The sequence below is a fragment of the Inquilinus limosus genome (assembly GCF_002195995.1).
GTDB lineage: Bacteria > Pseudomonadota > Alphaproteobacteria > DSM-16000 > Inquilinaceae > Inquilinus > Inquilinus limosus_C.
The window spans coordinates 1-6697 of record NZ_NHON01000174.1 but is presented as its reverse complement, the minus strand read 5'-3'; the positions used below and the strand labels follow the sequence as shown (position 1 = coordinate 6697).

Below are 6697 nucleotides of genomic sequence, written 5' to 3'. Positions count from 1 at the left end.
CGCCCCCGCCCTGCTCCTATGCCTGGTTCACAGCAGCCCGGCGGCGCGGGCCCAGCGGTACTTGGCGCCCAGCACCGCGACCGGCGTCTCGGTCGAGTACGGGTAGGCGACGATGCCGTGGTCGTAGAGGTACTGCGCCGCCTCCTCGACCTGCACGTCGCCGGCCAGCGAGGCCACGATCGGCTTGTTGATGCCCTTGGCCCGCATCTCGTCCACCACCTCGGTGATCACCTTCGCGAACACCATCGGCGGCGTGATGATGGTGTGCCAGTAGCCGAGGATCAGCGCATGGATGCGGTCGTCCTCCAGCCCCAGCTTCACCGTGTTGCGGTAGGTGGTCGGCGGCTCGCCGCCGGTGATGTCGACCGGGTTGCCGGCCGCGCCAAAGGGCGGGATGAACTTGCGGAAGGCGGCGTCGAGATCCGCCGGCATCGTCATCAGCGACAGGCCGTTGTCGACGCAGGCATCGGACAAGAGCACGCCCGAGCCGCCGGCGCCGGTGATGATGACCACGTTCTCGCCCTTCGGCGCCGGCAGGACCGGGATGCCGCGGGCGAATTGCAGCAGGTCCTGCAGGCTCTTGGCCCGGATCACGCCGGACTGGCGCAGCACGTCGTCATAGACCTTGTCGTTGCCGGCCAGGGCGCCGGTGTGCGAGCTGGCCGCCCGCGCGCCGAGCGAGGTGCGCCCGGCCTTCAGCACCACCACCGGCTTCTTCTTCGACACCTCCTTCGCCACCTCGGCGAAGGCCCGGCCGTCCTTCAGGTCTTCGAGATGCATGGCGATCACGTCGGTCGCGTCGTCTTGCTCGAAGAAGGTCAGCAGGTCGTCCTCGTCGATGTCGGACTTGTTGCCCAGGCCGACGATCGCCGAGACGCCCATCTTGGTCGACCGGCTGAAGCCGATGATCGCCATGCCGATGCCGCCGGACTGGGACGACAGGGCCGCCCGGCCCTGCACGTCAAAGGGCGTGCAGAAGGTCGCGCACAGGTTCTTCGGCGTGTAGTAGAAGCCATAGATGTTCGGGCCCATCAGGCGGATGTCGTATTTCCGGCCGATGGCGATGATCTCGTCCTGGCCCTCATGGTTGCCGGTCTCGGCGAAGCCGGAGGGAATCAGGACGGCGCCCGGGATCTTCTTCTCGCCGACCTCGGTCAGCGCCTGGGCCACGAACTTGGCCGGGATGGCGAACACCGCGACATCGATGTCGCCCGGCACGTCCTTGACGCTGGGATAGGCCTTGAGCCCCAGGATCTCGGTGGCCTTCGGGTGGATCGGGTAGATCTTGCCCTTGTAGCCGCCATTGATCAGGTTCTTCATCACCGAGTTGCCGATCTTGCCGTCCTCGGCCGAGGCGCCGATCACGGCGACCGCGTCGGGCCGCATGATCCGGTTCATCTTGGCCAGGATGGCGTCCTTCGCCGGCCGCGGCCGCGCTTCCTTCTCCTCGAAATCGACGACCACGCGGACATCGGCGGCGATGGCGCCGTCGGTGCGGGCGAAGACCGGGTTGAGGTCGAGCTCGACGATCTCCGGCACCGCGTCGACCAGGCGCGAGACCTGGACGATCAGCTGGGCCAGCGCCGTGCGGTCGACCGGCGGCGCGCCGCGCACGCCGTGCAGCACCGCGGCGGCCTGGATGCCGTCCAGCATCGACAGCGCCTCGTCATGATCGACCGGGGCCAGGCGGAAGGTGATGTCCTTCAGCACCTCGACCAGCACGCCGCCCAGGCCGAAGGCCACCAGCTTGCCGAAGCTGGGGTCGGTGACGGCGCCGATGATCACCTCCTGCCCGCCGACCAGCATCTGCTGGACCTGGACGCCGAGGATCTCGGCCTTCGGGTCGTAGCGGCCGGCGCTCTCGACGATGCGCTTGAAGCCGGCGCGGACGTCGTCGGCCGACTTGACGCCGACCAGCACGCCGCCGGCCTCGGTCTTGTGCAGGATCTGCGGCGACACGATCTTCAGCACCACCGGGAAGCCGATCGCCGCGGCCTGCTCGGCCGCCTCGTCGGCGGTGGTGGCCAGCGCCTCCTTCGGGATCGGGATCTGCCAGGCCTCGCACAGCTCGCGGGCCTCGGGGGCGGTCAGGCTGGTGCGCCCGTCCCGCTTCACGGCGTCAAGGATGCGGCGGGCGGTCGTCCGGGCATCGTCCAGGACGTCGACATGGCCATTCATGGCGGTCCTCGCTCAGCAAAGGATGTGGGGGAGGACCGGACCCACCTGAGGCTGCCCGGTCGCAGTGAGTTCAGGGCGACGGCAGGGCCGTCGGATCATTCATTGCCTCTCCCGCTTGCGGGAGAGGTCGGAGACGCGAAGCGGCTCCGGGTGAGGGGATTTCGTCGAGGCCGGTGCCAGCCCTCACCCGGTCGTCCTGCGGACGCCCGACCTCTCCCGCCAGGCGGGAGAGGCACAAAACGGGGTCCGCGCTTTCCTCAGATCGCGCCTGCGGTGCGCATCGCGGCGATGGCGTCGGCGTCGTAGCCGACCCCGGCCAGGATCTCCTCGGTGTGCTCGCCCAAGAGCGGCGAGCGCTCGATCGGCACGTCGTTGTCGGAGAGCCGGATCGGCAGGGCGACCTGGACGTAGTTGCCGCGCTCCGGATGCGGCACATCGACCAGCATGCCGCGGTCGTACATCGAGCGGTCCTCGATCAGGTCCTTCATGCTCAGGATCGGGCCGCAGGGCACGTCGATCTCGTTCAGCGCCTGCATCACCTCGATCTTGCTGCGCTGGCTGGTCCAGGCCTGGATGATGCCGAAGCAGTCCGGCAGGTGGCTCAGCCGCGCCTCCGGCGTGGCATAGGCCGGGTCCTCGATCAGCTCCTCGCGGCCGACCAGCCGCATCAGCGGCGCCCAGCCCTGCGGCTGGATGATGACATAGGCGTAGTCGTTCTCGCCGCCCGGGGCGCAGCGCAGCGCCTGGCCCGGCTGGCCGCCGCCCGAGGCGTTGCCGGAGCGCGGCACGGCGTCGCCGAACTCGGTGTTCGGGTATTCGCGCAGCGGGCCGTGCACCAGGCGCTGCTGGTCGCGCATCTTGACCCGGACGAGGTTCAGCACGCAGTCCTGCATCGCCACCTCGACCCGCTGGCCCTTGCCGGTCTGGGTCCGCTGCAGCAGCGCCGCCAGCACGCCGGCGACGAGATGCATGCCGGTGCCGCTGTCGCCGATCTGGGCGCCGGTCGAGGTCGGCGGGCCGTCATGCCAGCCGGTGGTGCTCATCGACCCGCCCATGGCCTGGGCCACGGTCTCATAGGCCTTGCAGTCGACATAGGGGCCGGGGCCGAAGCCCTTGACCGAGGCGTAGATCACCCGCGGGTTGATCTTCTGGATCTTCTCCCAGGGGAAGCCCTGGCGGTCGAGCACGCCGGGGCCGAAATTCTCGATCAGCACGTCGGACTGCTCGAGCAGCTTGATGAAGGCTTCCTGCCCCTGCGGCGACTTCATGTTGATGGTGATGCTGCGCTTGTTGCTGTTCAGCATCGTGAAGTAGAGGCTGTCGACATTCGACTTGTCGCGCAGCTGCGACCGGGTGATGTCGCCGCGGCCGGGCATCTCCACCTTGATCACATCGGCCCCGAACCACGCCAGGATCTGCGTCGCCGAGGGTCCCGACTGGACATGGGTCATGTCGAGAACGCGCACCCCATCCAGGGCCTTGCCCATGGTCTCTCTCCCTATCTGTGCCGGTTCAGGACGGGGCGCGGGCGGCCGGTTGGTCCGGCCCGCGCCCGCGGCCGCTTACTTGTACATGGTCTGGTTCATGGTCCCCGGGGCGTAGGCGTCCGGGTCGATCCACACATTGATCAGCGACGGCTTGCCGGATTCCCGCGCCCGCTCCAGCGCCGGGCGGATCTGGCTGGCCTCGTAGACCTCCTCGCCATAGCCGCCGAGCATCTGGGCGAATTTCGAGTAGTGCACGTCGCCCAGCTTGTTGCCGACATTGCCCTTCTCCGGCCCGTATTTCTGGATCTGGCCGTAGCGGATCTGGTTCATGTGCGAGTTGTTGCCGACCACGCCGATGAAGGGCAGGTCGAAGCGCACCATGGTCTCGAAGTCCCAGCCGGTCAGGCTGAAGGTGCCGTCGCCGAACAGGCAGAGCACCTCCTTCTCCGGCTGGGCGATCTTCGACGCCATGGCGAAGGGCACGCCGACGCCGAGGGTGCCGAGCGGGCCGGGATCCATCCAGTGGCCCGGGGCCCGCGGCTTGACCACGCCGCCGGAGAAGGTGACGACGTCGCCGCCGTCGCCGATATAGACGGTGTTGTCGGTCAGGAACTCGTTCAGCTCATAGGCCAGGCGCAGCGGGTGGATCGGCGAGGCGTCGGAGCGCAGCTTGGGCAGCCGCGCCGCCTCCATCTTCGCCTCCTCGGCCCGCAGTTCCTCGAGCCAGGGCTCGCGGCCCTTGGCGCCGTTGTCGACCCGGCCGGAGACGGCCTGGGTGACGGCGGCGAAGATGGCGCCGCAATCGCCGACCAGGCCGAGCGAGACGTCGCGGTTCTTGCCGACGGTGCGGTAGTCGAGGTCGATCTGCACCACCGTGGCGTTGCGGCCCAGGCGCTTGCCGTAGCCCATGCGGAAATCGAAGGGCGTGCCGACGATCAGGATCACATCGGCGTTGTCGAAGGCGTAGCGCCGGGTCTGCTGGAAGTGGTGCGGGTCGCCCGGCGGCAGCGTGCCGCGGCCGGCGCCGTTCATGAAGGCCGGGATGTTCAGCGCCCGGACGAAGGCGATCGCGTCGTCGGCCGCGCGGCAGGTCCAGACCTGCTGGCCCAGCAGCACGCAGGGCTTCTTGGCGTGGACCAGGATGTCGGCCAGCTTCTCGACGTCGCGCGGGTCGCCGATGCTCTTGGTCGACCAGCGGTAGTGGCCGGCCTCGGGCAGCCGGGCCTTCTTCAGCGGCACATGGCCGTCCAGGATGTCGCGGCCGATCTCGAGATAGACCGGGCCGGGGGCGCCGGCGAAGGCCTCGCGGAACGCCATCGAGCACATGTCGGCGACGCGCTCGGTGGTCACCACATTGGCCGCGAATTTGGTGATCGACTTCATCATGTCGACATGCGGCAGGTCCTGCAGCGACCCCATCTTGTGCTGGTCCAGCGCGCCCTGGCCGCCGATCAGCAGGAACGGGCTCTCGGCGCGGAAGGCGTTGGCGACGCCGGTGATGGCGTCGGTCGTGCCCGGGCCGGCGGTGACCACGGCGCAGCCGGGCTTGCCGGTGACACGGGCATAGCCGTCGGCGGCATGGGCCGCGACCTGCTCGTGCCGGACGTCGATGATGCGGATGCCCTCGTCCAGGCAGCCATCATAGATGTCGATGATGTGGCCGCCGCAGAGGGTGAAGATGGTGTCGATGCCCTCGGCCTTGAGCGCCTTGGCCACGAGGTGCCCGCCGGAGATGACCTCCTCCGTCGCGGCCGCTTCCTTCACTGCAGTATCGGGCATGATCGCTTCCTCCTCACCTCTTGCTCGGGATGCGCGGCATCGCGCGGCGCCGGGCGGTCATTCAAAGCCGGTCCCGTGCCGCTCGACCGACCGCGACAGGTCGAGGGCATGGTTGCGGACCAGCGTCTCGGCGAGATCCCCGTCGCGCCGCGCCAGGGCCTCGACGATGGCGGCGTGGTCCGCCACCGATCGTTCGGCCCGCTCCGGCCGGCCGATCAGGGACCAGCGGATGGCACGGATGTGCAGGAACAGGGACTCGGTCATCTCGGTGATCAGGGCGCAGCCGCCGAGGCGGATCAGCGCCTGATGGAAATCGATGTTGGCGGCGGCGAACCGGTCCGGACAGTCCGCCTCCGCCGCCTGGCCGGCGATCATGGCGCGCAGGCCCTCGATCTCGCCCGGGCCCGCCTGCGCCGCCGCCAGCCGGGCGGCCATGCCCTCCAGCGCGGCCCAGACCACGATCAGCTCGCGGATCTCGTCCCGGGTCTTGCGCACCACGAAGACGCCGCGCCGCGGCATCGACCGGACCAGGCCTTCCTGCTCCAGCAACGCGATCGCCTCGCGCACCGGGGTCCGGCTGATGCCCAGGGCCTCGCACAGCTGCCGCTCGTCGATCCGGATCGGGCGGCTGTGGCCGTAGATGTTCATGCGCACGATCGCGTCGCGCAGGGCCTGGTAGGCCTTGGCCTTGTAGCTGGCCTTGGCGGCCAGCGGCGCGACATCGAGCGTCACCCCATCCACCAGCATCGGCGTTCCGTCCCAGAGCGTACGACCGGCCGCGAAGGCTCTTTGGTCGACTGAATTCAGAATTTTGTATACCAGAAGAATCGGTCCGGCAAGCCGGGAAAGCGGAAGCGATCGTCTTTTTTTATTGGGATATACGAGCTCTTTATGTTGCGGCGCAAAAAGATGGCCGTGCCACGGGATGACACGGCCCCAGTCGGGAGGAAACTTGTGCGGCGGGAGACCGCGTCTTCCCTCCTCTATTGTCATCCTCGGGCTTGACCCGAGGATCCAGGGGCGGCCAGAGCGGCTCTCGGTGGCCCTGGATTGCCGGATCAAGCCCGGCAATGACAAACAGGAGGAATAGTCCTTACGTCACGCAGCCAGGCTCTTGGCTATGTCCTCGCACATCTTCTTGGCGTCGCCGAAGAGCATGAGGGTGTTGTCGCGGAAGAACAGCTCGTTCTCGACCCCGGCATAGCCCGACGCCATCGACCGCTTCACGAACAAGACCGTCTTGGCGTTCTCCA

Annotated in this window: 5 protein-coding genes; all 5 read right to left on the bottom strand. The window is 68.4% G+C overall.

Annotated elements, in window-relative coordinates:
• Positions 1–27: 27 nt before the first annotated feature.
• A complete protein-coding gene (locus BWR60_RS35230) occupies positions 28–2178 on the bottom strand; it encodes an acetate--CoA ligase family protein (protein WP_088157893.1) in 2151 nt (716 codons plus the stop codon).
• A 257-nt stretch (positions 2179–2435) separates the two neighbouring features.
• Positions 2436–3665, bottom strand: a complete 1230-nt coding sequence (gene frc / locus BWR60_RS35225) for a formyl-CoA transferase (protein WP_088157891.1) — start codon at positions 3663–3665, stop codon at positions 2436–2438.
• Positions 3666–3740: 75 nt separating this feature from the next.
• On the bottom strand, positions 3741–5444 hold the full coding sequence (locus tag BWR60_RS35220) for a thiamine pyrophosphate-binding protein (RefSeq protein WP_088157889.1): 1704 nt from the start codon (positions 5442–5444) through the stop codon (positions 3741–3743).
• Between the two features lie 57 nt (positions 5445–5501).
• Positions 5502–6191, bottom strand: a complete 690-nt coding sequence (locus tag BWR60_RS35215; protein WP_088157887.1) for a GntR family transcriptional regulator — start codon at positions 6189–6191, stop codon at positions 5502–5504.
• Between the two features lie 351 nt (positions 6192–6542).
• Positions 6543–6697, bottom strand: a 155-nt coding sequence (locus tag BWR60_RS35210) for an NAD(P)(+) transhydrogenase (Re/Si-specific) subunit beta (RefSeq protein ID WP_144445871.1), incomplete at its 5' end; no start/stop codon positions are given.

Bases quoted from the DNA above. Each gene is read 5' to 3' on its own strand.
- BWR60_RS35215 (WP_088157887.1), bottom strand. From the start codon at position 6,191: ATGCTGGTGGATGGGGTGACGCTCGATGTCGCGCCGCTGGCCGCCAAG.
- BWR60_RS35220 (WP_088157889.1), bottom strand. From the start codon at position 5,444: ATGCCCGATACTGCAGTGAAGGAAGCGGCCGCGACGGAGGAGGTCATC.
- frc (WP_088157891.1), bottom strand. From the start codon at position 3,665: ATGGGCAAGGCCCTGGATGGGGTGCGCGTTCTCGACATGACCCATGTC.
- BWR60_RS35230 (WP_088157893.1), bottom strand. From the start codon at position 2,178: ATGAATGGCCATGTCGACGTCCTGGACGATGCCCGGACGACCGCCCGC.